This window comes from Negadavirga shengliensis (assembly GCF_042652345.1).
Taxonomy (GTDB): domain Bacteria; phylum Bacteroidota; class Bacteroidia; order Cytophagales; family Cyclobacteriaceae; genus Negadavirga; species Negadavirga shengliensis.
Genome location: NZ_JBHSJJ010000001.1, coordinates 198262 through 223430 on the forward strand (window position 1 = coordinate 198262; position 25169 = coordinate 223430).

The window sequence follows — 25169 nt, forward strand, 5'->3', positions numbered from 1 at the left end:
GATCCCTTTGCCGGCCATGTGGTTCATTAATCAAAATGGCCACCCGAGGGCAGCCATTTTGATTTAATCCAAGAATCATTTATCAAACACTTATCTCATTGTCTTCATATGAATAAAAAGACTTGTCCCTTCTGGCCAGCGAAGATTTGCCGTCACTCAGGAATTTATCCACTTCCACGGCACATTCCCTGCCTTCGGCAATGGCCCAAACTACCAACGACTGTCCTCTTCTCATATCCCCTGCCAAGAAAACTTTTGGCACCGAACTTTGGTAATTTCTGGATTTAGGGAGGCTGTTTTCCATCAATTCAAGGTCAAATGCCTCCAACAACCCGGTTTTTGGTCCCATATAACCGATAGCCAAAAAGGCCAGATCACAAGGAAGCGTTCTCTGTGTTTCTTCAATTTCAAAAAACTGCATCCTGCCATCTACTTCCCGCCATTCAATATCCACGATGGTTAAGCCGGTGACATTTCCGTTCTTGTCAGTAGTAAACTCCTTGGTAAGCACTGACCAAACCCTTTCCGCTCCCTCTTCATGAGAACTGGATGTTCTCAGGGTCATGGGCCATTCCGGCCAGGGGTTCAGACTGGTTCTTTGCTGAGGTGGCTTAGGCAACAGTTCCAATTGCGTGATGGATGCTGCTCCGTGACGGTTTGAAGTCCCAATACAATCACTCCCTGTGTCGCCACCGCCAATGACGATAACATGCTTACCTTTGGCATGGATAGGGTTTTCCTCAAGTTGTCCGGAAATTACCTGATTCTGTCTCCCCAAAAATTCCATGGCAAAATGGATCCCTTTGGCATCCCTTCCTTTGATTTTCAAATCCCTGGGGTGCTGGGCCCCGGTAGACAGGACCACTGCATCAAAACTCTGAAGGATATCTTCGGCCTTGATGTTGGATCCAACCTCTGTGTCCTTACTGAATATAACCCCTTCTTTATCCATGATGTCCACCCTGCGGTCGATCACCCATTTTTCCAACTTGAAATCCGGGATCCCGTAACGCAGCAATCCACCTACCTCTTTATCCTTCTCAAACACGGTAACTTCATGGCCCGCCTGGTTAAGCTGGTCCGCGGCGGCCAATCCCGCCGGCCCTGAGCCGATCACGGCTACCTTTTTCCCTGTTCGTTCAGCAGGTACTTTGGGTTTTACCAAACCCAGTTCATAAGCTTTTTCCGCGATGCTCTTTTCAATCAACTCAATGGCTACAGGATCTTTGTTGATTCCCAGTACACAGCTTGCTTCGCAAGGAGCAGGACAAATCCGGCCTGTAAACTCCGGAAAATTGTTGGTTCCTTTGAGTATGTGATAGGCCAGTTCCCATTCCTTTTGATATACCGCATCATTGAATTCCGGTATGACGTTGCCTAATGGACAGCCGTTATGGCAAAAAGGGATACCACAATCCATACACCTGGCTGCCTGCTGATGAAGTACCTTAGGATCCAAAGGTTTATATATTTCCTTATAATCTTTTTTCCTTTCCTCAGGCGACCTGGAATCCTGTAACTGTCTTTTATATTTTAAGAAGCCTTCTTTATCCGCCATCTTATACTAATGTTTTTGTCTGTTCTATTGCTCTTTTTCTCAACACTTCTTTGTAATCTCTTGGAATAACCTTAATGAACCGCTCTTTGGCCACTTCCCATTCATCAAGGATATTCTCGCCAACCTTGCTGAAAGTATACTCCACATGTTCTTTCAGTGAACTCTTGATCGTAGCGTAATCATCCTCATTCAGCGGGTCAATATCCACCATTTCCTTATTGATATTACCCAGGTTCTCTTTGAAAATATAAGCGATGCCTCCGCTCATACCAGCGGCAAAGTTCCTTCCGATTTCACCCAGGATTACCACGAGTCCTCCGGTCATGTATTCACATCCATGGTCGCCTATTCCTTCCACAACGGCTTCCACACCCGAATTTCTTACACAGAAGCGTTCACCCGCCTTTCCTTTGATAAAGGCTTTTCCGGAGGTGGCGCCGTAAAAGGCCACATTCCCTATAATGATATTATCCTCAGCCACAAAGTTGGCATTTCTGCTGGGGTAGATAGCAAGTTTACCGCCGGAAAGGCCCTTTCCGAAATAATCATTGGCTTCTCCTTCCAATTCAAAGGTGATGCCTTTGGTCAGAAATCCTCCAAATGTCTGTCCTGCGGACCCATTGAATTTGAAACTGATGGTATCATCGGGCAAACCCGGGCTGCCATATATTTTGGACACTTCGTTGGAAAGCATGGCACCCACGGTACGATCCACGTTGATGATTTTAAACTCGCCGCTGACGGGATTAGCCTGCTCCAGTGCGGGCGTAGCCGCCTTGATCAGTTTTCTATCAAGTACCTTTTTCAGCTTAAAATCCTGATCAATCTGCTTATAAATACCCACATGATCGGGGACCTCCACTTTATGGAATATCGGACTGAGGTCCAACTTATCCCACTTCCAATGGTTCATCTGCCCAATGGCCGCCTTCAGGACATCACTTTGGCCTACCATTTCATTGACCGTTCTAAAGCCGAGAGAAGCCATGATCTCCCTTAAATCTTCGGCCAGGAACTTGAAATAGTTCACCACATGGTCAGGATCTCCTGTAAAAAGCTTTCTCAATTCAGGATTTTGGGTGGCAATGCCCACCGGACATGTATTGAGGTGGCATTTACGCATCATGATACAACCCTCTACCACCAAGGCGCCGGTAGAAATACCCCATTCTTCCGCCCCCAAAAGTGCGGCAATTGCCAAATCACGCCCGGTTCTCAGCTGTCCGTCAGTCTGAAGTACTACCCGGCTTCTCAGGTTGTTTTTCACCAAGGTCTGGTGTGCCTCCGAAAGCCCCAGCTCCCATGGTAATCCCGCGTGACGGATAGAACTCAGCGGTGAGGCACCGGTACCCCCATCTGCTCCGGAAATCAGGATCACATCAGACTGTGCTTTGGCGACTCCCGCGGCCACCGTTCCCACGCCTGCCTGGGATACCAGCTTCACATTGATTCTGGCTTTCCTGTTGGCATTTTTCAAATCATATATCAATTGAGCCAAATCCTCGATAGAGTAAATATCATGGTGGGGCGGTGGGGAGATCAAACCTACTCCAGGAGTGGAGTGTCTTACCCTTCCGATCCACTCATCCACTTTATGGCCGGGCAGCTGGCCACCCTCTCCGGGCTTGGCCCCCTGCGCCATTTTTATCTGAAGCTCCACCGCATTGGTCAGGTAATTGCTGGTCACACCAAATCTACCGGAGGCCACCTGTTTGATGGCGGACCTTTCCCAGTCGCCGTTTGGCTTTCTCTCAAAGCGTATCTCATCCTCGCCGCCTTCCCCACTGTTGCTTTTTGCTCCGATGCGGTTCATGGCGATAGCCAAAGTAGTATGGGCTTCATGGGATATGGAGCCAAAGGACATCGCCCCCGTAGCAAACCTCTTCATGATCGATTCCGCCGGTTCTACTTCTTCCAGAGGAATAGAGATCCTTTTTTTGAATTCCAGCAGCCCCCTCAAGGTAAGGGCATCTCTGGTCTGTTCATTGATCTTTGAGGCAAACTTTTTATAGAGCTGGTAATCCCCCAAACGGGTGGATTTTTGGAGCAGGTGAATGGTTTCCGGATTGAAAAGATGTTTCTCTCCCCTTCTTTTCCACTGGTATACACCTCCCGTCTCCAATAGCGGGCTTTCAGTCTCATAAGCGGCATGGTGCCTCACCAGCACTTCCTCTGCCAATTCATCAAAAGACACTCCACTTATCCGGCTGATGGTACCCTTGAAGCATCTTTCGATCACTTCAGGTCCAAGGCCTATCGCCTCAAATATCTGGGCTCCCTGATAAGATTGCAGCGTACTGATACCCATTTTGGAAAGGACTTTGAGCAATCCTTTGCCGATCGCTTCTTTATAATTTTCGAAAAGCTTCTTTTGAGGGATTTTTTTCGTGAGCATTTCCTGCTCATTCAGGTTCAAAAGACTCTCCAAAGCGAGATAAGGATTAATGGCACTGGCGCCATAACCGATGACCGTGGCAAAATGATGGGTCTCCCTGATGTCCCCTGCTTCTACAACTATCCCCGCCTTGGTCCTGATTTTTCTGTTGACTAAGTGATGATGGACAGCGCCCACTGCCAACAAGGACGGGATAGGAGCGGTATGCTCCTGACAGTTTCTGTCGGAAATGATAAGGATATTTTTGCCATTTTTGATGGCCTCCTCCGCATCCTGGCAGAGTTTATCCAAGGCTTCCAACAATCTCCCTGGCCTGTGATCCGCTACAAAATGGGCATATAAAGTAGCGGAATGATAACCTTTGTTTTCCAGATTTCTGAGCTTTTCCAGATCCTCATTCAGCAATACCGGTTGGGAAATGTGGATCTGCCTGGTATGCTCAGGGCTCTCTTCCAATATATTGTAACCCACGCCAATACGGGTAAACAAAGACATCACCATCCTTTCCCTGATAGGGTCAATCGGCGGATTACTTACCTGTGCAAAAAGCTGCTTGAAATAATTGGAAATATGCTGGCTCTGCTTAGAAAGCACTGCTAAAGGAGTATCAGCTCCCATGGACCCAATGGGCTCATAAGCGGTGTCTCCCATAGGGGACAATATGACTTTGAGGTCTTCCAGTGTGTACCCAAATATCGTCTGTCGCTTTTTAATATTGTCTATGCTGTAAGGATAGGTAAGTTTCTCCGGAGCGGATATCAACCGCAACTTCAACCGCTCTTTTCTTATCCAGGAATCATAAGGCTTCCTGTTGCATACCTCTGCCTTCACTTCTTCGTCAAAAGCCACCTTGCCTTTGGAAAGATCCGCCCACAACATCCTACCGGGGCTGATCCTGCCTTTCTCCACAATGGTAGATTCCCTGATAGGCAATGCACCGGCTTCGGAAGAAAGAATCAACCGGTCATCTGACGTGACAAAATACCTCAAGGGACGCAGACCGTTCCTGTCCAAAGTGGCTCCCAAGGACTTACCATCCGTAAATAACAAAGCAGCCGGGCCATCCCATGGCTCCACCAAAGAAGCGTGGAATTTGTAAAAAGCCTTTCTCTTCTTATCCATGGTTTTATTGTCCTGCCAGGCCTCCGGGACAAGCATCATCATTACGTGAGGCAGGCTTCTTCCGCTCAGGGTCAGCAACTCCACCATGGCATCCAGGTTAGCCGAATCGGAGTTTTTTGCATTGGTTATCGGCATCAGCATCTGAAGTTCCTCATCCGTAAAAAGGGAAGATTTCATCAGCGTTTCTTTGGACCGCATTTTATTCAGGTTACCCCGGATGGTATTGATTTCACCATTATGGGAAAGGAACCGGAAAGGCTGCGCGAGCCTCCAGTTCGGAAAGGTATTGGTAGAAAACCTGGAATGGACCAAAGCGATGGCCGAGGTAAGCTTGTTATTCTGAAGGTCCTTATAAAAAGTAAGCACCTGGTCAGTTCTTAGCTGGCCTTTATATATAAGTGTCTGACTGCTGAAACTGGCAAAATAGAAAGCATCGTTGACCCCAGGGATGGTGGAATTGATGGCTCTGGTGGAAAAATTCCTTAATACATAAAGTTTTCTTTCAAGGTCAAGGCCTTTGAGCCCCTCTTTGTGCTGCACGAAAACCTGTTCTATATTGGGCATCACCTCCAGTGCGCCCGAACCAGGCACGTTTTCATCTGTAGGCACAGCCCTGTAACCCAACAATTCAAAACCCAGTTCTTTTATGATTTGGTCAAGATATTCCTTGCTCTTTTTATACAGCTGTTTGTTACGGGGAAAAAACACCATACCCACACCGTAACTGCCTTCTTCCGGCAAAGTGAACCCCAACCTTCCTGTCACTTCATATAAGAAAGTATGCGGCAGTTGGATTAAGATACCGGCGCCATCACCCGTTTTAGGATCACTGCCTCTTCCTCCCCTATGCTCCATATTGCTTAGCATCAGCAGTGCATCACTTATCGTTTCATGGCTTTTTTGGCCCTTCACGTTAACAACAGCCCCAATTCCGCAGGCATCATGCTCAAACTGTGAACGATATAATCCTTGATTCATTCTGTTATATTTATTTATACTAAGTTTCCGTTTTGGGTTGAAAAATTTACAATAAATTTTTCTTTTATTAAAATCTAGGCAATAAAGGTAAGATAAAAATGAAAGAATAGCTGAAAACTAAATAAAAAATTATGATTAATAGAATCCGTTATCCTCTCCGGATTTTAACGTATTTTCTGATTTTTCACAATAAAACAGGGTATGTTGGTTGGAATTTAAACCTCTTGAACTGAATCTCCCAGAATATTATTGGATTTTAAGCCTAAATTTTGCGACTTTAAAAGTACAAAAAAAATTTCAAAAAATAAATCACCAAAAAAAGAAAGTTGGCATGCCCCCAATTTCAGGTCCCTAATTTCCACTTCAATCAGTCTATGGGATCGGAAAGGTTTTTGTTCTCTTCACTCTCCACAATCACCTTAATTTTTTTGATCTTCCTGGTATCTACGGCAAGAATGACGAATTCAAAGTTTTTGAACCGTATTCTGGTGCCATTTTTTGGAAGATTAGCATTTAATTCCAGCAGAAGCCCCCCCAATGACTCGCTCTCTCCCTTGACTTCATCAAAAATCTGGATATCCAGATCAAGTTTTTTGCAGAAATCATTCAGGGAGATTTTTCCCTCAAAAATATAGGTGTTTTCATCCACCTGTTTGAATAAAAATTCTTCCACATCATCGAACTCATCATTGATGTCCCCTATGATTTCTTCTATCAAGTCTTCAAGGGTAACCAGCCCGGAAGTCCCGCCATATTCGTCCACCACGATGGCCATATGAACCCTTTTGTTTTTGAAATCCTTCAACAGGTCATCCAATTTTTTGTTTTCAGGAACAAAATATCCTTTTCGGATCAGGTCCTGCCACCGGAAATGCTCATCATTTTCCAGATAATCCAACAGGTCCTTGATGTATAAAATACCTTTGATCTGGTCAATGGTATCCTCGTAAGCGGGAATACGCGAGTAACCGCTTTTGTTGATCTTATCCATCAACTCGTGAAAATCCATTTCGGTGTCGACGGCTGTGATATCCATACGGGAACGCATGACCTGTTTTACCGAAAGTGTGCCGAAATTCACGATCCCCTTAAGAATATCCCGCTCCTCGTTGCTGGTATCCACGGCGGTGATCTCAAGTGCCTGATGAAGCTCATCCACAGAAAGTGAATAGCCTTTTTTCTCGATTTTTTTTTCAATCACATTGCTCAATGTCATCAGGACTATGGACAACGGGCTGAGAAGTACGGAAAAGAAAGCCAGGAAAGGAGCCATGAACCTGGAAAAGGAAATCCGCGCGGTATTGGCATACACTTTAGGTACGATCTCTCCGATGAAAACAATGGAGAATGTCACACCCACTGTCTGAAAAACAATCACAAGTATCCCGGTGGTGTCGGTCCCAAATACTTTCCAGGTAAAAAAAGTAGTGAGCGTGACGATACTGATATTGATCAGATTGTTTAATATCAGGACAGTACTCAAAAGTTTCTGTGGGTCTTCAATCAAGTGGATCACCTGAAGGGACTTATCACTCGCCTCTTCCCTTATCTGCCTTATATCATCATGGTTCAAGGAAAAAAAAGCCACTTCAGAACCCGAGACCAATGCCGATAGAACCAATAGCGTCAAGAAAAAAAACGCATTGACCAATATGTAGCCGGCCGATATGTCAAGCACATCGGCCAGGATTAACAAACTCGGGTATGGATCATCCATCAATTACGCGTTTCGGCAAATTTACGTGTTTCTGTTTTGGCAGCGTATGGATCAAAACGGCAAATCATCCGCCTCATCACTGTCAAGTCCCGAATCCCCATTACCGGTATTTACCGGACTTGACTGGCCAGTATAGGATTGGGATGGAGCGGAAGTCCCCTGGTCGGCATTCCTTGAATCCACCATGGTGAAATTCTGCACCCTGATCCTGATCTTTTTTCGGTTGTTGCCCTGTTCGTCTTGCCAGGTATCCGATTTGATTTTCCCTTCTACAAAGATCTTACTTCCTTTTTTTAGATATTGTTCGGCTATTCTGGCCAATCCGTCCCATACTTCCAGGTCATGCCATTCGGTGTTTTCCACCCTGTTGCCATTCCGGTCCTTATAAGTTTCAGTAGTCGCCAGCCTTAAATTGGCAACCACCTTATCTCCTTCCAGATGCCTGACTTCAGGATCTGCGCCTAGATTCCCCAGTAAAATAACTTTGTTTACTCCAGCCATAATAAATTTAAAGTTATATGTATAAAAAGTTTACGTTTAAATTTAAGGATTTATTTTATATGATTCAAATACCTTACGATCAGTTTTGGCTTGCCCAACAGCTCCAATTTTTCCGATGCTGCCAATTCGTACAAGTTGTCCTCCGCCCACCTTCCCAGTTGTTTTTTCATCTCCTTGGGAACAGTAATTTTTGCAAAGGAAGCAAAAATTCTTTGATGCGTCAGCACATGTTTAAAGGGTTTTTGCAAGGGAAAGTCCACAACAGGCCCCAGATGCTTCAGCGATGTCATGACAGGCAGTTCATTTGGCTCAACTTCCTCAAGGTGCTTTAACCCCGCTTTTTCGGCCGAAGGAAAATCAACCAATCCGCGCCAGATATCTTTATCCTCCCGTCTATTGATAACGACATGCCCATCACAAATAATGTGAAAATACCATAAATACCGCTCGTTTATTTTTACCCGCTTCGTTTTGTAAGGCAACTGCTCCACCGCCTGGTGCTGATAGGCGAAACAGCGCAAAGCCAAGGGACATTCTTTACACACAGGGCTTCTGGGTACGCACTGCAATGCCCCGAATTCCATCACAGCTTGGTTATAAACGTCTGATAAATCATCCGGGATCACTTCGTTGGCCAATTTCTGAAATGTTTTTTTGCCGGATGTGCCGGATATATCTTCGGATATGCCAAAATACCTGGAAAGGACTCGGAAAACATTCCCGTCCAAAACGGCCACTTTCTCTTTAAATGCAAAAGAAGCTATGGCCGCCGCCGTATAGCTGCCCACACCCTTTAATTTCAACAGCTCATGATAGTTGTCCGGAAATTGGCCCCCATGATCCGCAACGATTTCTTTGGCACACCGGTGAAGGTTTCTTGCACGGCTATAGTAGCCCAAGCCCTGCCAGCATCTCATCACCTCTTCCTCAGTAGCTTTGGCCAAACTGAAGACATCCGGGAATTTTTCTAAAAACAAATAGAAATAGGGTAAACCCTGGGTCACCCGGGTCTGCTGCAGAATAATTTCTGATAACCAAATGATATATGGATCATCCGTGCTGCGCCAAGGCAAATCCCTTTGGTGCAACGGATACCAATGAAGCAGTTGGTCAGTAAAATACTTGATATTCAAAATTTTCAAATCCATACCCGGTCTTTAAAGAATAAACAAAAGAAGCTAAAAAAGTTGATTTTATTTTTTAATTGGAATGGTTATTGTAAATTTGCCCTCCCAAAATTAGTTGGTTAATAGGAGGTTAAGCCTCTATTGTATTACACAATAAATTTTAAAAAAGTGACTAAAGCAGAGGTAATCACAAAGATTTCGGAGAAGACAGGAATTCAGAAGGATGATGTTACTCAAACAGTTGAGGCATTCTTCAAGGTAGTAAAAGACTCAATGGCTGAGGGAGAAAACATCTATGTCAGGGGATTTGGCAGTTTCATCAATAAGAAAAGGGCCAAGAAAATCGCCAGAAACATCTCTAAAAACACGGCCATTGTAATCGACGAACATTATGTTCCGGCTTTTAAACCTTCCAAAGCTTTTATCGACAAAATCAAAAACAGCCAAAGAGTGAAGGAACTTGCTCCCCAGGAGTAATTCCTAATTGGTTCATGTATGAAAAAGTCTCAAATCATCTTCATTGTCGCCGGATTGGTTATGGTAGCTACCCTCTATTCTCTGCCCATGATAGTGGTGGAAAATGAGGGAGAAAACCTTTCGATGGAGGAAGATGATTTGAGTTCTGATTTTGATTCCACAGGGGCATTGCACAATGCAGCCCTCTCCGCCGAAGCGCAATCGGTCATCGAAAAGCTTGTCGGGGAAATGGATGTGGTAGATGATAAAGAAAAATTTGTTATATTTGCAGATTCCGTTGCTTCTTTTTACGAGGAGGGGGGGAAACTGGACAGCGCCGCTTATTTTTATGGCTTAGCTGCTGAAAAGTACCCTGATCCCAACACGTGGGAAAAAGCCGGCAATGCTTATTATGAAGCTTTCGGCTATTCAATGGATGAACAAAAAACCCAGGCGCTGGCAAGCAAAACCAGAGCTTATCTGAACAGGGTTTTGGAGAAAAATCCTGAAAGGCTTGATCTGAAGACCAAAGTGGCCATGACCTATGTGTCGTCTCCGAACCCCATGCAGGGCATCACCATGCTTAGGGATATACTGGAGGAGGATCCACAAAACGAGGCCGCGCTGTTCAATATGGGGATCCTGTCCATGCAATCCGGACAATACAAAAAAGCCGTGGAGCGTTTCGAATTGCTCGTGGCCAATAATCCGGGACATATTCAGGGACAATTTTATCTTGGTGTATGTTATTTTGAATCAAAACAGAGAAACAAAGCCAGGAAGCAGTTTGAAATGTTGAAAAACCAAACCGATGATCCACAGGTGCTGTCCGGCATAGAAAATTATCTGGAAAGACTGTAAATTAAAATATTTGTTAAACTTTAAAATAGAAAATTATGCCTTGCGGTAAAAAAAGGAAGAGACATAAGATCGCTACGCACAAGCGCAAAAAAAGACTGAGAAAAAACAGACACAAGAAGAAGTAAAAGCACTTCTTCTCTTTTATGTTTAAATACGTTCTTTAACATCATTTATTATTAAAAAAGGAGACACATTTTGAGTTCCGAATTATTAATTGATTCATCTCAAAACGGTAGTCGTATTGCCCTTTTAAAAAACAAAAGCCTGGTTGAACTTCACATTGAAGTGGAGGACAGCAAGTTTAAAGTCGGTGATATTTATCTCGGTTCAGTAAAAAAGATCGTCAATGGGCTCAATGCCGCATTCATTGACGTAGGCTATGAAAAAGATGCTTTTTTGCATTATCAGGACCTGGGTCCCAACGTCAATAGCCTGAACAAACTGATCAAGATCATCCGTAACAACAAATATTCCGGTTTTAACCTGAAGGGCTTTGAAAAAACCCCTGAAATAGACAAGCTGGGGAAAATTTCCCAGGTGTTGTCAAAAAACAACCAGGTATTGGTTCAAGTGGTAAAGGAACCGATTTCAACCAAAGGGCCCCGACTATCCTGTGAGCTCTCCCTTGCAGGTCGCTACCTGGTTTTGGTTCCCTTTTCTGACACGGTAAACGTATCCAAAAAAATACGCAGTGCCGAAGAGCGGAAAAGGTTATCCAGACTCATCACTTCCATTAAGCCCGCCAATTTTGGCGTGATCATCCGGACAGTAGCTGAAGGTCAGTCCGTCACCGAGCTGGACAAAGATCTCAGGAACCTGATGGAAAGTTGGGAGGAAGGAATGAGAAAACTGGCCAAAGCCAAGGTAAAAGACAAGGTAATTGGAGAAATGAGCCTGGCCTCTTCCATCATAAGGGACTTGCTCAACGAATCATTCGACGCAATCACAGTAGAAGATGAAGAAATTTATAATCAGATGCGATCTTATATAAGATCCATTGCTCCAGAAAAAGAAAAAATTGTTAAGCTTTATAACGGAAAAGCTAAGCTCTTTGAAAGTTTTGGTATTGAAAAGCAAATCAAAAGCCTGTTTGGCTCCGCAGTAAGCCTTCCCCAGGGCGGTTACCTCATTATCGAGCATACCGAAGCCCTGCATGTGGTGGATGTGAACAGCGGGAACAAATCCAATCAGGAAAGTGACCAGGAAAACACAGCAGTGAAAACCAACCTGGTTGCGGTAAAAGAAATTGCAAGACAGCTCCGGCTACGGGATATGGGCGGCATCATCGTCATCGATTTTATCGACATGAAAAAGGCCGAAAACAAACGCGCCATATACGAAGCCATGAAAGAGGAAATGAAGCAGGATAGGTCTAAAAACACCGTGCTTCCGCTGACCAAATTCGGGCTGATGCAGATCACCCGGCAACGGGTAAGACCTGAAATGAACATTGTCACCAAAGAAACCTGCCCTTCTTGTAACGGCACGGGAAAAATCCAGGCGTCCATTTTGGTGGCGGATAAGCTGGAAAAAGATTTGGAACACATCGCAATCAACCAAAACGAATCAAAGATTAAAATTAGCTTGCACCCTTATCTGTTTGCCTACTTTACTCACGGCATCATTTCTAAAAGGGTCAAATGGTTTTTTAAATACTTTAAATGGATCAATCTGATTAAAGATTCTTCACTACCGGTGACGGAGTACAAATTCCTGGACAAATCAGGAGAACCTATAGAAATCATCGTTAAAAGCGAGTCTGAGTAAGGCTCGCTTTTTTTTTGCTTTTTTTTGATGAAAGTGCTGCTGCTTCTCAATTCAAACCCCAACATCGATAATTATTGAAAGAACAGGGACAGCCTGCCATGTTCCCTTCGGGTCACGGGCGGAGATCCTGTATCTTCCGGTCTTTCCTGAAAATCCCTTTTAGACCCGAACAACTTTAGGGTTCGGTCCATATTGGTTATCATAGGGATGACTGTCCTGAACCAAAAACACAATGAGAATAATCATTCCGATGATGGGCACCAAGCCAATAAGCAGCCACCATCCTGATCTCCCCGTGTCATGCAGTCGCCTGACACTCACAGCAAGCCCCGGAACAATAACCAGTAAGCTGTAAATCATGTTGAGAAATGCCGTCCCCATAAATGCATCAATCATCACCAAACCCAAGCCAATCAGCAGGTTGAACAATACAAAATACCAATATTCGCTTCGCCGTGCCCTGCCTGTAAACTGCGCAAACTTGTTCTTCATCACATCCAGATAATAATCAAAGGGTTGAGGTTGGGCATTCATATCTTATGAAATTTAGTTATTTGTCAATAAAGGTAAAAAATAAAAACTTAATACATATTATCAAAACAAATATGCCTCAATATTTCGGTATAAAGCTATTTGGCCATATTTATTTTGGTGATTAACCGTATTCCCTCTAGGGTGAGATTTCTATCCACAGCATCAAAGCTTCCTTTCAGCTGAGTCATCAAGCTTGCCATGCCGCCCGTGGCGATGACTTTGAAATCTTTGTGTGTTTCTTCCCTGATGGCCTGCAACATGCCGCGGACCAAACCGGTATAGCCATAAAAAATCCCTGCCTGGATAGAATGCACCGTATCCTTCCCTAAAGAAGAGCTGGGCATTTCCATGGTTACCTGCGGTAATTTGGCGGTATTGGCAAATAAGGAATAAATGGCTGTTTTGATACCGGGAACTATGTTTACCCCAATGACCCTTCCTGAATCATCGGCCACTGTAAAGGTAAGAGCAGTGCCAAAATCCACCACTATACAGGCCTGCCGGTATTTGTAATAGGCCGCCGTAATGTTGGCCATCAAATCTGAGCCTATCTCGTCCGGTTTTTGGGTGCTGACCAAAAGTTTCCTATAACTTTCTCCGCTGATGCTGTATGGCTCAAGGTCAAAAAATCTCTTACAGAACTGAAATATAACCGAATTCAGTTCGGGCACCACAGAGCTGAAACCAATAGCCGAAATGATTGTCGGCTTCATCCCGTTTTCGAGAAAATAAAGGCCGATTTTTCTTTCGATTTCGAAAGCAGTGGGCGATTTTTTGGTATCCACCCTGAGCTCCATCACCCAATCACCGCTCTGTTCATCATATAAACCAAAGACAATATTGGAATTGCCCGCGTCAATGGATAAGAACATTCTTCAAGACAGTTTGTGATCAAAGATAGAAATTGTTGAGTTTAATATTTCATTTTTCTTAATTTCAGGTTATGTACAAGATAAGAGCGGGAAAAAAAGAAGATTTATCCGAGGTATTTGCGCTGATTCAGGAACTGGCCCTTTATGAGCGGGCACCCGAACAGGTGACAAATACGCTGTCCATGATGGAAGAAGACGGATTTGGCCCCAATCCGGTTTTTGGGTTTTTTGTGGCTGAAAAAGAAGAAACAGGCACAATCATTGGTACAGCCATTTATTATTACAGGTACAGCACTTGGAAGGGAAAAAGGCTTTATCTGGAAGACTACGTCGTCACCGAGCCGGAAAGGGGAAACGGGGCAGGAAAACTGCTTTTTGAAAAGGTTCTGGAGAAATGCCTTGAGGACAACTGTACGGGGATGATGTGGCAGGTATTGGACTGGAATGAACCGGCCATCCGGTTTTACGAAAAATACGGCACAAGCATGGAGGATGAGTGGATCAACTGCCATCTTCAGTCAGAAGAGATAAGGGAATTGCTCAAAAAATAAGAGGACTGTTGGGTCATGAACAAACCAGTGGCCTTGATATGTTGTTATAGCTGGTATGAAAGGATTCAGATTCACGAAGTATATTCCCCCTGCCGAACGGGGAAAAAGCACCTTTGAGCAGTTGCTGAATGTATTTCTGCAGCTGGTGACCATGACAGGTGGCGACGTCGCTGAAGCGCTCAGCTGGCTCACCAATCTGGACAAACGCTATGATCTAACCAATCCGGGATATGGCATTGGGGATTTTATCGAAGACCTCAAATCCAAAGGATATCTCACCGAGGAAAACATCAGGGGAGAGCTTAAAATCACAGGCAAGTCCGAGCAAATGATCCGCAGAAATGCACTGGAAGAAATTTTCGGCAAGTTGAAAAGGGGGAAAAGCGGACAACACACCACTCCCCATACCGGTCCGGGAGAGGAAAAGGGATCAGACAGGCGGCCTTTTCAATTCGGTGACAACCTTGACCAAATAGCGCTGACCGATTCGCTGAAAAATGCACAGGTAAACCATGGATTTTACACCGACTTTCTCCTTACCGAAGATGACCTGGAGGTGGTGGAAAATGAAATGAAAACCCAGACCTCCACCGTCCTGATGATAGACATCTCCCATTCCATGATACTCTACGGTGAGGACAGGATCACACCGGCCAAAAAAGTGGCGATGGCGTTGACAGAGCTCATAAAGACACGGTATCCAAAAGACACCTTGGATGTGATTGTATTTGGTAACGACGCCTGGCAGATTGAAATCAAGGACCTTCCTTATCTGCAGGTGGGCCCTTATCATACCAACACGGTTGCCGGTCTCGAATTGGCCATGGACCTGTTAAGAAGACGTAAAAACCCCAACAAACAGATCTTTATGATCACTGACGGGAAACCAACCTGTTTAAAAGTCGGGATCAAATATTACAAGAACAGCTTTGGCATCGACAGCAAGATCCTCAAGGAAACACTGAAACTGGCTGCCCAATGTAGAAGACTGAAAATTCCGGTCACCACCTTTATGATAGCCTCAGACCCCTACCTTAAAGAGTTTGTCAGGGAGTTTACTGCCGTTAATAACGGTAATGCCTATTACAGCAACTTAAAAGGGCTGGGTCACCTTATTTTCGAAGATTATCGAAGAAACAGAACAAAACGTTTTTAAATAATGGAATACTCCCGATTATCCACCAAAGAACTGTTGCAAATAAAGACGCTGGGGCAACTAAAGATTTCTGGTTATCAAAGCCGGGACATCAAAGAAGAGTTGCGCCAAAATCTGATTGTAAAGATCAAAAAGAAGGAAAACGTTTTTGAGGGTATATGGGGGTATGAGGACACGGTCATTCCGGATATTGAAAGGGCCATCCTTTCCAGACACAACATCAACCTGCTGGGATTGCGGGGGCAGGCCAAAACCAGGATTGCCAGGATGATGACACGCCTGCTGGATGAGTATGTACCGGTGATCACCGGCTCCGAGCTTAATGACGACCCCCTTAACCCCCTTTCTTCCTATGGCAGAAACCTCATCGCTGAAAAAGGTGACCACACGCAGATTTCCTGGTGGCACCGCAATGAAAGGTACACCGAAAAGCTGGCGACCCCTGATGTTTCTGTAGCTGACCTTATTGGGGACGTGGATCCGATCAAGGCCGCCACGTTGAAACTTTCCTATAACGATGAGCGGGTCATTCATTTTGGCCTGGTTCCCCGGTCCCACCGATCGATTTTTGTCATCAATGAACTTCCCGACCTCCAGGCAAGGATTCAGGTGGCCCTGTTCAATATTCTACAGGAGGGGGATATTCAGATTCGCGGATTCAAACTGCGGATACCTCTGGACATACAGTTTGTTTTTACGGCCAATCCTGAAGACTATACCAACAGAGGCAGCATTGTCACCCCATTGAAAGACCGGATTGAAAGCCAAATCATCACCCATTATCCCAAAAATATCCAGATCGGGCGAAAGATCACCCATCAGGAAGCAAGGTTGGAAGGGAGGCCTTTGGACCGCATCCATATCCCTGAACTGATGAAGGACCTGATTGAACAGGTTGCGATAGAAGCCAGAAGCAGTGAATATGTGGATGAAAAAAGCGGCGTCTCCGCCAGGTTGACCATCACTGCTTTTGAAAATCTGGTTTCCGCCGCGGAAAGAAGGCTGCTGATGAATGATGAGACCCATACTGTCGTCCGCATTGTTGACCTTATCGGCATCATTCCCTCCATTACCGGAAAAGTAGAACTTGTTTATGAAGGTGAACAGGAAGGTGCCGGACTGGTAGCCTATAACCTGATCGGCAAAGCCATCAGGTCCTTGTTTGTGGAATACTTTCCTTCACCGGAACAAAAGAAAAAAGATAAAGAGGGTAATCCCTATGTATTACCTCTTTCCTGGTTTGGAGAGGGAAATACGATGGACATACTTACCACCCACAGTGATAAGGAATATAAGAAAACATTACTCCAGGTTCCGGGGCTGGAAAAAATCACCACGGAATTTGTCAAGGGTCTGGCGGACAAAGAAAAGGAATTCTTTATGGAATTTGCCTTGCACGGACTGGCTGAGTACAGCCAACTCAGCAAAAAACTTCTGGATACCGGCATGCAGTTTAAGGACCTCTTCAGCAGTATGTTTGACTTAGGGAATACCGGAGGGCTTGATGAGGATGATGATGATGAATTCAATTGAAGCCAGCCCATCATCCTGTTTTCCACAAGCAGCCTTTCGGGGTGTCATCAGTAACCATAAAAGCCTTCCCTGTTATAGAGAAGGCTTTTTATAATTTGAGTCACTAGATTCAGTAATAACGCCCGATCATGGGGTGGTCCACAATGATTTTTCTCAATTCCATGGCATTGATGGTTCCCGGTACTTTATGATAAACATTCCCTCCAGGTTCAATTAAGAGGGTGAGAGGCAGACTTCCATCCCAGTCGTTCTTGATGACATCAATAGCAGCATACTTGTCATCGCTGTTTACCAGGTAGTTGGTAGTCGCAGAATATTTGTTCCTGAGGAATTTCAAAACTTTTTCTTCAGCATCAGGGCTATCCAGACTTACCGAGGCAAATTCAAAGTCCCTTTCCCCATACATCCTCTGTAACTCGATGAATTCAGGATATTCCACAATGCAAGGCCCACACCAAGTTGCCCAGAAATTAATCAGCCTGAGGTTTTCGCTGTCATTTTTTAATAGTTGGTCCAACTCATCCAGCCCGATTTTGGTAAGGGTCACCTCTTTTTTCTTCCAGTCTTCATTCACCTTGATGGTATACTCGTTTTTCCAGGCCCATTTTATCGAACAGCCGAATGCGGGCGTCTTGGCCTTGTCGCTGGGCAAAGGTTCTCCTTTTAAGGTTTGTTCGATGGCAAACTTAACATCTTCCGCCTGACCGGTACCCGGTTTTTCCGAGGCATCTATTCTCCCCTGATAGGTCAATTTCCTGTCTTTATCGAACACAAACACATGTGGGGTGGCAGTAGGACCGTAGAGGGTGGAATAATGGTGCTCATCCCCATCATATAAATAGGGGTAGTTGTAATTTTTATGCTTTGCCCTTAATTTCATACTCTCAAAATCATCATTAAGATCACTGTACCCCAACTCTTCAGGAAGTACCGCTATAGGAGAATTGGGAGAAATAGCGACAAAATGAACGTCTTTGTCTGAATAGGTCTTGACAAGGTCACTGAACCGGTCCTCATAGGCCTGGGCTGTAGGACAATGATTACAGGTAAAATTGATTACAAGGACATCTTTGTCCTCAAAATCACTCAGCGAATAATACTTCCCGTCAATGCCCGGAAGGGTAAAATCAGGCGCTTTGTCCCCTATTGCCAGGGTTTCTACAGGTTTTTCGGAGACTACCTTCGGATTGGGAACAAAACCCTCTTCTTCAGAAACTGTTTCTTTACTGCCTTCCGAACTGCCACAGGCAGTGAAAAGAAACACCGAAATGACAGAGATTATAGAAGTAAATCTCCAATGACCGTTTACTATATTCAATTTCATTTCCACAATAGGTTTTAATGGTTTACTGTTAAAATTACGCATTTATACTGTAATGAAAACTAAATTAAAGGAAATTGTAGGGAATCCCTAGTATCATGTCAAGTGTAAATTGGCAGAAATCTCGACGATCTTTTGTCCACTAATCCCGAAGCAAGTTCCCCGAAACCAGTTCCCCGAAACCAGTCCGGGGCAGGCTGGGGCAGTCGGGGAAAGGTCTACACTAATTGGCACTGATTTTATGGAAAGAACCATGTAATTGAAACAGCTTTTCAGTTAGATATTCTCCTTTTCGTGCTAATCCCCGAATCCCGTTGACCGGGTCCGGGACAGGCTGTGCAATCCCTGACTGCGGGCTCCTACGCTAAAGCTATGGCTACAGCGTACAGGCAGGCGTGGGCATCTTACGAAACTAATGGGGGTGATCCGAAACCCGACATTTCATACTTGACATGACACCAGTCAGAAGGCTTCTTCCAATTCAAAATCCCGAATAGAAAAAAATATCCTGCTGTTAGCGGGGAACACTTTGTACGGATTGGTCCGTATCGATATGGATTTGCCCTCATCATCCGAAAGCTTGATGATCTGATGATCACCATAATAGGCCGTTTTCAGGATCCTGCCGTTCAAGGCCTGCCGGGGTGATTTCTTGATTTTTCCCTGCTCGGGCCTGAATATTATCCGCACCTTTCCGTGAAATTTTTTGGATCTTTCATCCGCAATGAATCCAAAAGAGGTATAGAACCCATCTTCCGTGGCTGTGGCCAGGATTTCATTCCTTCTCCCAAAAAAATTGCCCACATAGGCATTGACCGGGTGTTCATATAATTTTCTGGGCGTATCCAATTGCTGCAGGTAACCCTTGTGGAGTATGGCAATTCTGTCGGCAGTAGACAAAGCATCACGGGTATCATGGGTTACAAAAATAGCGGTGACGCCGGTTTCTTTTATAATCTGCCTTATCTCTTCCCTCACCTGGTCCTTAAGCATGGCGTCCAGGTTGCTAAACGGCTCATCGAGCAAAAGAATCGAAGGGTTGGGGGCAATGGCCCTGGCCAAGGCCACACGCTGCTGCTGTCCTCCGGACAGCTGGTGGGGGTATTTATTAAAATTTTCGCTAAGCCCCACCATATTAAGGGTGGCCTTAGCGGTCTTTTCAGGATCCACGCCGGACTCTTTCAGACCAAACTTTACATTTTCCAGAATGGTGAGATGAGGAAAAAGCGCGTAATCCTGGAACACCATGCCCACCTTCCGCTTGTTGGGCGGGACTGATTTTTTGCCTTCCACTATTTTATTTCCGGAAAGGGAAATATAACCGGCATCCGGATGTTCAAGACCTGATATAAGTCTCAATAAGGTGGTTTTTCCCGATCCACTCTCTCCTACAAGTGCCAGGATTTCCCCCTTTTTTACTTCAAAAGAGATATTTTTGACAGCATAATTTTCAGCTTGGGAATATTTTTTATCTATGCAGTTAAGCTCTAAAATTGTCATTCAGAATTACCCTCTTTTCCTGTCAAATCTTTACTCCTGATCAGTCTGTTGAGAAGAATAATGGGGATTATTCCTGTCAGGATAATGATCAGGGAAGCATTGGCCGACTCCGCTATCATCTCATTGGTGGCCATGTCAAATGCCTTGGTGGCCAGCGTCTGATAGTTGAACGGACGAAGGATCAAAGTTAAGGGTAATTCTTTTAAAACGTCTACAAAAACAAGCAATATACCGCTGAAAAGACTGGTTTTTATCAATGGCAAGTCCACTTTATAGAGGGTTTTCCAGGTTCCTGTGCCCAAGAGCCTGCTGGCCTCATTCACATGAATGCCGATTTTCTGAAATCCCGCATCAATGGGATTATAACCCACGGCCATGAACCTGACCACGTAGGCAAAAACCAATGCAAAGATTGTCCCTGAGAAAAGCAGGCCCACTGATCCGGGTGAAAAATTCCCCATCAGCCAGCGGTCAAACCCAAGTAAAGGAATCATGATGCCCACCGCAATCACCGCTCCGGGAATGGCATAGCCCAGGGTTGAAATCTTGGTAATGTTACGCATCCATTTGAAGGGGCTTAACCTCAGGCTGTACAGAAGGATGACGGACAAGACCACCACTATAAGTCCTGCCCCGGCTGCAAGGCTAAAACTCCTGAAAACCAAGAGCAGGAAGTTCCAGTCCATTACCTTTTCATAGGTCAAAAACACCCATTGCACGATCTGGACAAACGGCACAAAAAAACCGATCATGAATACAAAAGTACATATGCCCGTGAAAAGCCATTGCTTGTTCCTGGACAGCTCCACCCTCTGGAGGGGCTTTGACATGGAATTGCACTGTGAATATTTTTTATTTCCCCGCTGCACCCCTTCCAAATAAAGGATAACAAATACCATTACCATCAGAATGGCCGCCAAGTAAATGGCCGTCGCCACATCACCCATAGAAAACCATGCCCTGAAGATACCGGTGGTGAACGTATTCACCCCAAAGTATTTCACGGTACCATAATCATTCAGGACTTCCATCGATGCCAGAGCTATACCGCCCACTATAGCCGGTCTCGCCATTGGCAGCGCCACTTTAAAAAAGGTATGCCACCGGTTACTCCCCAGAAGGGCAGATGCCTCCTGCAAAGTCTTCGATTGCTGCAGAAATGAAGCCCTGGACAAAAGGTACACGTACGGAAACAAGGTAATGGACAAGATAAACACGGCACCTGGAAGGTTCATGATATCAATAAGGCTCCCTTTCAAACTAATACCCAGGCTGTTTCTCAAAAATGCCTGGATAGGGCCGGAGTAATCCAACAAACCCACATAGGTATACGCCATGATGTAAGCCGGAAAACCCAAAGGAAGGAGGAGCAGCCACTCAAAATACCTTCTGCCCGGAAAACTGTAGTTGGTGACCAGCCAGGCAGTAGAAACCCCAAGCAACAACGTCGAAAAAGCCATCCCCAACAGTATCAGGATGGTATTCTTAAAATATTCAAAAAGCAAGGTTTCCGTTAGATGTGCCCAACTGTCCCCGGGAGGTTCGAATATTTTGATCAAAATGGAAAACAAAGGTGTGGCCACCAGCAACAAAATCAGGATGGTGCCTGTCATCCAGCGGTTCCACCAGTAATAATTTTGCTTTGATACTTCCAAGATTATTTAACTTTAACTCCCCATTTGACACGGCTACCTCCAGCCTACCCTGTCAAAGATGACCACGGCCTGGCTGTTGTATTTTCCTAAAAGTGACAAATTAACGCTGTCCTCTTTAAAGTCACCCCAGCTCCTAAGCAACTCCGACGGCATGATCTTTTCATTCACGGGGTATTCATAATTGATGTTGGCCAACAATTCCTGGGCTTTTTCTCCTGAGAGAAACTCCAACAATTTGACAGCATTCTCTTTATGGGGAGCATGGCGGGTGACGCCTGCTCCGGATATGTTGATATGGGTGCCCCTATCCTGTTGATTTGGAAAGAAAATCCCCACTTGCTGAGCGGCCTTTACCTCCTCCTGATTGGAATCATTGAGCATGATGCCGATATAATAACTGTTGACGATGGCCACATCCCCCTCTCCTGCAGCCACGGCTTTCACTTGGTCACGGTCACTCCCTTTAGGATTTCTGGCCATATTCGAAAGGAGCTTGGCTGCCCAATCCCGGGCTTTTTCTTCCCCATGAGCCGCTATCATGGAAGCCAGCAAGGATTGGTTGTAGATGTTCTCCGAGGACCTTGTCAATACCCTGCCTTTCCACTTCTCATCCGTCAGCGCCTCATACGAATCCAGCTCATCCGCATTTACCCGGTCCTTGTGATAGGCGAAAATCCTGGCCCTGTAAGTCAGTCCAAACCAGTTGCCTCCAGGTTCCCTGAATTTTGCCGGGATATTTGCTTCCAATACATCTGACTGGATACTTTGAAGCAGTCCTTTTTCCTGCGCCCGGTGCAATCTCCCCGCATCCACGGTAATCAGCAGATCAGCCGGAGAACCTGCTCCTTCCAGTTCCAGCTTCTGTATCAACTCATCCGCGCTGGCACTTACCACGTTCACCTTGATACCGGTTTCCAGAGTAAATTGGTCGAAAAGTTGCTGGTCTGCCTCATAGTGTCTGTGGGTATAGACATTGACCACATCTGTAGATGATCCTCCGCACGAAACCCAACCCACCAAAAATGTCAACCCTAACAGGTAACCGAAAATCTTATTCATATTTAATCTAATTATCCGGACCAAAATTAGGTATTATTTAAATCAAATCTAAATAAAAAGAAAAAGATTTTTATATTTGTCTGAAAATTTCCAAAACGTGGGTTCCGACCTGTTTTAACACATTTTAAATGACCATACAGCAACTAGAATACATCCTGGCTGTAGACAAATTCCGCCATTTCGGACATGCAGCCGAAGCCTGTTTTGTTACGCAACCCACATTAAGCGCGCAGGTGGGAAAATTGGAAAAAGAGCTGGATGTGATCATTTTTGACAGGTCCAAAATGCCTGTGATCCCTACAGAAATAGGCGAAACCATCATTTCCCAAGCCAAGAAGGTGGTCTCCGAAAGTAAGGGTATTTACGAAATGGTGGCGCAGTTGAAAGGAGATATCAGCGGGCTGATCAAAATGGGCATCATCCCCACACTGGCCCCCTATCTTTTACCGCTTTTCATCAGGAATTTCATCCAGAAATACCCCAAAGTCCAACTTCAGGTGGAAGAGATGGTCACTGAGGACATCATCAAAAAATTAAAAAACGATGAACTGGACCTGGGGATCGTGGTGACTCCGCTGGAAAACCCCGGCATTTTGGAAAAGCCGATCTTTTATGAAAAATTCTACAGCTATCTGTCCAGAAATCACCCTTTGTTGGAAAAGGAAAAGATACACGTCAAAGAAATCCCCATTGAAGACCTCTGGGTATTGCAACAGGGACATTGTTTTAGGGATCAGGTAATGAATTTATGTGAACAAACCAAGTTCCAAAGGATGAATTTTCACTACGAGAGCGGTTCCCTGGAAGGGCTCAAAAATATGGTCAACCGGTACAAAGGCGTCACCCTGCTCCCTGAGCTGGCCATTCAGGATCTGAATGAGGAGGAACAAAGCCGGATTCGGGAATTTGACCAAGAACCGCCCATACGTGAGGTAAGCCTGGTGCTCACAAGAAGCTTTTTAAAGAAAAAACTCGTCTCCCTATTGTATGATGAGATCCTTGCGGTGATTCCAAAGCATATGAGCTCCAAAAATTACGGTAAGGTGGTAAATTTCAAATAGTAGCTGAATTTCACCCAAAATACCTTATTTTTGGGCCTCACCTATTTAGCTATTGAATATGCCAACCAAGCAATATATTGAGGAAAATTCCCGGCGGTTTTTGGACGAGCTGATTGAATTACTGAAAATCCCCTCGGTGAGTGCTGATCCGGCTTTTAAGGAGGATGTTTTCAGGGCAGCGGATTATGTAAAAAACAGCTTGATAGATGCCGGCGCGGATCATGCCGAAATCTGTGCCACTGAGGGCTACCCCATCGTCTACGGTGAAAAAATCGTGGATAAGAAAGCGCCGACGGTTCTGGTATATGGCCATTACGACGTACAACCTGCCGATCCCTATGAGTTATGGGATTCCTCTCCCTTTGAACCGGTCATCCGAAAAACGGACCGGCATCCGGAAGGAGCGATTTTTGCAAGGGGAGCGGCTGATGACAAAGGTCAGTTTTACATGCACGTGAAGGCGTTTGAAGCCATGCTTTCCAGTGGTGAACTCAACTGTAACGTGAAGTTCATGATAGAGGGAGAGGAAGAGGTAGGTTCAGGGAACCTCGACAGCTTTGTGAAAAACAATCAGGAGAAACTCAAAGCTGATGTGGTATTGATTTCCGATACCAGCATGATTTCCCTGGAGCACCCTTCTGTTACCGTGGGGTTAAGGGGATTGGCCTATTTACAGGTGGAAGTAACCGGACCCAACAAGGACCTGCACAGCGGTACTTTTGGAGGCGCTGTAGCCAACCCTATCAATGTTCTTTGCAGGATGATCGCTTCTTTACATGATGAAAATCAACAGGTTACTGTTCCGGGTTTTTATGATAAAGTAGAGGAATACAGCGAAAATTACAGAAGGCAGCTCAACAAAGCGCCTTTTGACGAGAACGATTTCAAAAAGAAACTGGACATTGCCGAAACCTATGGTGAAAAAGGTTACACTACCATAGAAAGGGTGGGCATCCGGCCCACGTTGGATGTCAACGGCATTTGGGGCGGCTATACCGGAGAAGGTGCCAAAACAGTGTTGCCCTCCAAGGCTTATGCCAAGATCTCCATGAGATTGGTTCCAGACCAGGACCACAAGGAAATCGCCCTGCTTTTTGAACAACACCTTAAAAAGATTGCACCACCTGCCGTAAGCATAAAAGTTATGCCCCACCACGGAGGCCAGGCTGCCGTTATACCTACAGATTCTATTGGCTACAAAGCCGCGGAAGCAGCCATACAGGAGGCTTTTGGAAAAAAGGCCATCCCCACCCGGGAAGGTGGTTCCATCCCCATCACCGCTCTGTTTCAAAAAGTGCTGAAGCTGGATCCCATCCTTTTGGGCTTTGGACTGGATACCGATGCCATCCACTCTCCTAACGAACATTACGGGGTGAAAAATTATTTCAAGGGGATAGAAACCATCGCCCTTTTCTTTAAACACTTCCATGCCCTTTCTTCTTAAC

At 45.1% G+C, this 25169-nt stretch carries 19 protein-coding genes; 8 read left to right on the forward strand and 11 right to left on the reverse strand.

What is annotated here, in order from left to right:
• Positions 1–82 precede the first annotated feature (82 nt).
• The 5 genes from ACFPFU_RS00790 to mutY form a co-directional block, all read right to left on the reverse strand.
• Complete coding sequence (locus tag ACFPFU_RS00790) at positions 83–1558, reverse strand: glutamate synthase subunit beta (RefSeq protein ID WP_377060541.1); 1476 nt, start codon at positions 1556–1558, stop codon at positions 83–85.
• A gap of 1 nt (position 1559) precedes the next feature.
• Positions 1560–6053 carry a glutamate synthase large subunit gene (gltB, locus tag ACFPFU_RS00795; protein ID WP_377060543.1) on the reverse strand — a complete coding sequence of 1498 codons (4494 nt, stop codon included), beginning with the start codon at positions 6051–6053 and terminating at the stop codon, positions 1560–1562.
• A 367-nt stretch (positions 6054–6420) separates the two neighbouring features.
• Complete coding sequence (gene gldE / locus ACFPFU_RS00800; RefSeq protein WP_377060545.1) at positions 6421–7770, reverse strand: gliding motility-associated protein GldE; 1350 nt, start codon at positions 7768–7770, stop codon at positions 6421–6423.
• A gap of 51 nt (positions 7771–7821) precedes the next feature.
• Positions 7822–8271 (reverse strand): single-stranded DNA-binding protein, encoded by a 450-nt coding sequence (locus ACFPFU_RS00805; RefSeq protein ID WP_377060547.1) that lies wholly within the window; start codon positions 8269–8271, stop codon positions 7822–7824.
• 50 nt (positions 8272–8321) lie between these two features.
• On the reverse strand, positions 8322–9419 hold the full coding sequence (gene mutY, locus ACFPFU_RS00810) for an A/G-specific adenine glycosylase (protein WP_377060549.1): 1098 nt from the start codon (positions 9417–9419) through the stop codon (positions 8322–8324).
• Between the two features lie 132 nt (positions 9420–9551).
• Between mutY and ACFPFU_RS00815 the strand changes: the two genes are divergently transcribed.
• From ACFPFU_RS00815 to ACFPFU_RS00825, 3 genes are all read left to right on the forward strand, one after another.
• Complete coding sequence (locus tag ACFPFU_RS00815) at positions 9552–9875, forward strand: HU family DNA-binding protein (RefSeq protein WP_377061383.1); 324 nt, start codon at positions 9552–9554, stop codon at positions 9873–9875.
• Between the two features lie 18 nt (positions 9876–9893).
• On the forward strand, positions 9894–10715 hold the full coding sequence (locus tag ACFPFU_RS00820) for a tetratricopeptide repeat protein (protein WP_377060551.1): 822 nt from the start codon (positions 9894–9896) through the stop codon (positions 10713–10715).
• 195 nt (positions 10716–10910) lie between these two features.
• Complete coding sequence (locus tag ACFPFU_RS00825; protein ID WP_377060552.1) at positions 10911–12482, forward strand: Rne/Rng family ribonuclease; 1572 nt, start codon at positions 10911–10913, stop codon at positions 12480–12482.
• Between the two features lie 159 nt (positions 12483–12641).
• Here ACFPFU_RS00825 and ACFPFU_RS00830 read toward each other — a convergent pair whose 3' ends face one another.
• Both ACFPFU_RS00830 and ACFPFU_RS00835 read right to left on the reverse strand, forming a co-directional pair.
• Positions 12642–13016, reverse strand: coding sequence for a DUF805 domain-containing protein (locus ACFPFU_RS00830; RefSeq protein ID WP_377060554.1), 375 nt, complete (start codon positions 13014–13016; stop codon positions 12642–12644).
• Between the two features lie 95 nt (positions 13017–13111).
• Entirely contained in the window at positions 13112–13888 is a 777-nt protein-coding gene (locus ACFPFU_RS00835; RefSeq protein WP_377060556.1) for a type III pantothenate kinase, read from the reverse strand.
• Positions 13889–13959: 71 nt separating this feature from the next.
• Between ACFPFU_RS00835 and ACFPFU_RS00840 the strand changes: the two genes are divergently transcribed.
• Genes ACFPFU_RS00840 through ACFPFU_RS00850 form a run of 3 tightly spaced genes read left to right on the forward strand, consistent with a single transcriptional unit; the run spans position 13960 to position 17128 of the window.
• The gene (locus tag ACFPFU_RS00840; RefSeq protein WP_377060558.1) at positions 13960–14439 is read left to right on the forward strand and encodes a GNAT family N-acetyltransferase; all 480 of its coding nucleotides are present in this window, start codon (positions 13960–13962) and stop codon (positions 14437–14439) included.
• Between the two features lie 55 nt (positions 14440–14494).
• Positions 14495–15595, forward strand: a complete 1101-nt coding sequence (locus tag ACFPFU_RS00845) for a vWA domain-containing protein (RefSeq protein WP_377060560.1) — start codon at positions 14495–14497, stop codon at positions 15593–15595.
• A 3-nt stretch (positions 15596–15598) separates the two neighbouring features.
• Positions 15599–17128 carry a P-loop NTPase family protein gene (locus tag ACFPFU_RS00850; protein ID WP_377060562.1) on the forward strand — a complete coding sequence of 510 codons (1530 nt, stop codon included), beginning with the start codon at positions 15599–15601 and terminating at the stop codon, positions 17126–17128.
• Positions 17129–17237: 109 nt separating this feature from the next.
• Here ACFPFU_RS00850 and ACFPFU_RS00855 read toward each other — a convergent pair whose 3' ends face one another.
• The 4 genes from ACFPFU_RS00855 to ACFPFU_RS00870 all read right to left on the reverse strand — a co-directional run bounded on the left by ACFPFU_RS00855 (position 17238) and on the right by ACFPFU_RS00870 (position 22663).
• Positions 17238–18452 (reverse strand): redoxin domain-containing protein, encoded by a 1215-nt coding sequence (locus tag ACFPFU_RS00855; protein ID WP_377060564.1) that lies wholly within the window; start codon positions 18450–18452, stop codon positions 17238–17240.
• Between the two features lie 459 nt (positions 18453–18911).
• Complete coding sequence (locus ACFPFU_RS00860; RefSeq protein WP_377060565.1) at positions 18912–19949, reverse strand: ABC transporter ATP-binding protein; 1038 nt, start codon at positions 19947–19949, stop codon at positions 18912–18914.
• Positions 19946–21604 carry an ABC transporter permease gene (locus ACFPFU_RS00865; protein WP_377060567.1) on the reverse strand — a complete coding sequence of 553 codons (1659 nt, stop codon included), beginning with the start codon at positions 21602–21604 and terminating at the stop codon, positions 19946–19948. The genes ACFPFU_RS00860 and ACFPFU_RS00865 overlap by 4 nt, the downstream gene beginning before the upstream one ends.
• A 33-nt stretch (positions 21605–21637) precedes the next feature.
• Positions 21638–22663 (reverse strand): Fe(3+) ABC transporter substrate-binding protein, encoded by a 1026-nt coding sequence (locus tag ACFPFU_RS00870; RefSeq protein WP_377060569.1) that lies wholly within the window; start codon positions 22661–22663, stop codon positions 21638–21640.
• Positions 22664–22791: 128 nt separating this feature from the next.
• On the opposite strand from ACFPFU_RS00870, the gene ACFPFU_RS00875 reads away from it, so the two are divergent.
• Together ACFPFU_RS00875 and ACFPFU_RS00880 are read left to right on the forward strand one after the other, a co-directional pair.
• Positions 22792–23724, forward strand: a complete 933-nt coding sequence (locus ACFPFU_RS00875) for a hydrogen peroxide-inducible genes activator (RefSeq protein WP_377060571.1) — start codon at positions 22792–22794, stop codon at positions 23722–23724.
• A gap of 58 nt (positions 23725–23782) precedes the next feature.
• Complete coding sequence (locus tag ACFPFU_RS00880; RefSeq protein ID WP_377060573.1) at positions 23783–25168, forward strand: dipeptidase; 1386 nt, start codon at positions 23783–23785, stop codon at positions 25166–25168.
• Position 25169: the final 1 nt, after the last annotated feature.